Origin of the sequence: Panacagrimonas perspica, assembly GCF_004364935.1 — a bacterium.
Classification (GTDB): Bacteria; Pseudomonadota; Gammaproteobacteria; order Nevskiales; family Nevskiaceae; genus Panacagrimonas; species Panacagrimonas perspica.
The window spans coordinates 1-2,837 of record NZ_SOBT01000016.1; the positions used below are offsets into that span (position 1 = coordinate 1).

General features: G+C 63.5%; 3 protein-coding genes. All 3 read left to right on the forward strand.

Annotated features, from left to right (window positions below; translation table 11 throughout):
• A partial coding sequence (locus tag DFR24_RS24230; RefSeq protein WP_162851411.1) for an MMPL family transporter occupies positions 1-483 on the forward strand: 483 nt, incomplete at its 5' end.
• 66 nt (positions 484-549) lie between these two features.
• Positions 550-1,944: a DUF1329 domain-containing protein gene (locus tag DFR24_RS24235; protein WP_133884057.1), complete on the forward strand. Its 1,395-nt coding sequence runs from the start codon at positions 550-552 to the stop codon at positions 1,942-1,944.
• Between the two features lie 87 nt (positions 1,945-2,031).
• Positions 2,032-2,837: WD40/YVTN/BNR-like repeat-containing protein (locus DFR24_RS24610; RefSeq protein ID WP_162851412.1), on the forward strand; the 806-nt coding region annotated here is incomplete at its 3' end.

A 2,837-nucleotide genomic window follows, 5' to 3' on the forward strand; every position in this document is an offset into this window, starting at 1 on the left:
TTGCTGTCGAACTTCTACCTGCTGGCGACGATGCACCTGATGGGCATCGGTCTGGACATCAACTCGGTGATGGTGACCGTGCTCGGTGTGGGTGTCGGTATCGACTACGGCATCTACCTGCTCTCGAGAATCATCGAGGAGTACCACGCGCAGGGGCAGGACTGGGCCAAGGGGATATCCGAGGCGCTCACGACGACGGGCAAGGCGATCATGTTCACGGCCACGATCATGCTGATCGGGATCCTGCCCTGGTACTTCCTGTCGGACCTGAAGTTCATGGCGGACATGGGCCTGCTGCTGGCCGCGCTGATGCTGATCAACATGGTGCTGGCGCTGATGGTGCTGCCGCTGCTGGTCTGGCTGATCAAGCCCCAATTCGCGACGCGTACCGATCTGATGGTCGGCGAGAGCTTCGACATGTCGATGTTCCAGGACCCGGCCGGCGACGACGATCTGCCGGCGGGTGCTGCGCCTGCGAAATAAACCGTGGAGCCGGAAACCGTCCCCCGGCGAATACGGGCGGTAGTAGACCATTCGAGGAGAACGAAGATGCGCATCCGGAAATACGACTTCAATTACGGTCGTCGGAAGATGATGGAGAGCGTGGCGTACGGTTTGGGGGCGGGCGTGCTGATGCCGCTCGACAAGCTGTTGGCCGCCGAGCAGGACATTTCGAAGGCGTATCCCGACGAGCTGTATTCGGTCGAGGCGCAGACCAAGGGCAAGGTCAAGGTCGGCGACTACATCGACAAGAGCAATCTCGAGCACGTCAAGCATCTGCTCGATCCGGGTGTCATCGAGCAGGTCGGAGGCTCGGAAGGTCGCCGGATCCGCATCCAGGCGCCGACGATGAATCCGCGCGATCTGAACAACGCGGTCTACTACGACGCGACCGTCGCCGACATCAAGTCGGGGCACAAGGGAAAGTGGGACGCCAACGGAAACCTCGTCGACCAGAGTGGTAACCGCTGGCAGGGCGGCTTGCCATTCGTGAATCCCAAGGACGGACGCGAGGTGTGGTGCAACATGGCCACCAACATCGGCCGCGCCGACAACGCCTGCTACGTCATCGAGCAGAAAGACTACGGCGCGACCGGCAAGCAGGAGTATCACTACAACTTCCAGTGGGTCGAGCTGAACAGCACAGGCCGCACCGATCGGAAGGTCTTCAAGGGGCTGGAGACGGAACTCCGTCGCCAGAGTGTTTTCTTTGCGGCCTCTCCTGACGTTCGCGGTACCTCGTTCCTGAGCGTCTGGGATTACGACGCGCGCAAGATTCCGGAGCTGTACGGATATCTGCCGGAGTTCCGTCGCGTGCGCCAGTTCCCGTCGAACCAGCGCTTCGAGCCGCTGGTTCCGGGCGCCGTCTGGTTCCTCTCCGATCCCTGGGCCGCGGGCGATCCGTTCCTGACCTGGGGCAATCACAAGATCGAAGAGCGCAAGCCGATGCTCGGGCCCTGGGCCGCCGACTTCGCCAAGCACGACGACATGTGGGAACCGCCCCGTCAGAAGGACAACCCGAAGTTCTTCGACATCCCGTACGAGATGGCGCCGGAAGTCATCGTCACGAGTTGCGAACCGACGGGTTATCCGCGTTCGCCGGTGTCCAAGCGCGTGGCCTACGTCGATGTGCGCAACTGCATGGCGGCCAGCAACATCCGCTATGACCGTCAGGGCAAGCTGTGGTCGAACTTCGAGATGGCGCACGGCCAGTTCAAGGGCGGTGGCAAGGATGGCAAGCGCTTCATCAAGGCGGCCGACGGCGTGAGCCCGGCCTGGTCCTGGATCTACGTGCACATCTACGACTTCCAGAACAAGCGCATGTCGCTGTGCAACCACTCCAAGGGCGCCGCCGGCGTCGAAGCCCGCTTCCAGGCCGATCCGGAATGGCTGTTCAACACCTACTGCACCGCCCAGGGCATCCAGTCCCTCGGTCGCGCGTGAGCCGCGTGCAGTAACCGCCTCGGCAGGGCGGCGGATCTTCCGCCGCCCTGCATCTCGATTGCTTTTTTATCCGGTGGGTGACCCGCCATGAGAATCCTTTTGCCGACGTTCGCGATTCTTGCGCTCGCGGCCCTGAGTTTCAGCATCCGCGCGTCGGTCGACGCCAAGGACGAGCGCAACGTCGTGGTGTCGCATGCGACGCCGCACGACCGCCTGTTCTCGGTGATCTTCGACGCCGACAAGGGTGTCGCCGTCGGCGAGGCCGGCCTGATCATGGGCACCACCGATGCCGGCAAGAGCTGGACGCGCGAGCGCGCGCCCACCGATCTGGCGATGATCGATGTGGCCAGCAACGGCACACGACGAATCGCGGTCGGCCAGATGGGCTTGATCCTGGTCGACGACGGCAGCGGCACGTGGAAGAAGGTCGACAGCGGCACCGACCGGCGCCTGCTGCAGGTGGACCTCAACAAGAACGGCCTGGCGTTCATCGTCGGTGCGTTCGGCACGTTGCTCAAGTCCAAGGACGGCGGTGAAACCTGGGAGTCGGTCGCGCCGAACTGGGCGACGCTGTACGACTCCGGCGAAGGCGACACCGCGGTGCTGCGCGACGAGCCGACCAACTACCTCGTCGACGTGCAGGAAGACGGCAGCGTGCTGATCGGCGGCGAGTACGGCCAGATCATGCGTTCGCCCGACGGCGGCATCTGCTGGGACATCGTGTACCGGCATCCCTCGGATTCCGGCGAATCGGCGCCGACGTTCTTCGCGCTGAGCATTCGCGATGACGGTGCGGGTTACGCAGTGGGGCAATCGGGCCTGGTCGCACGAACCGCCGATCACGGACGCACCTGGGGCTACGTGAAGACGCCGGTCGACGGGAACCTGTTTGG

What these genes read in the sequence shown, in the direction of transcription:
- DFR24_RS24235 (WP_133884057.1), top strand. Translation starts at nt 550, where the DNA reads ATGCGCATCCGGAAATACGACTTCAATTACGGTCGTCGGAAGATGATG.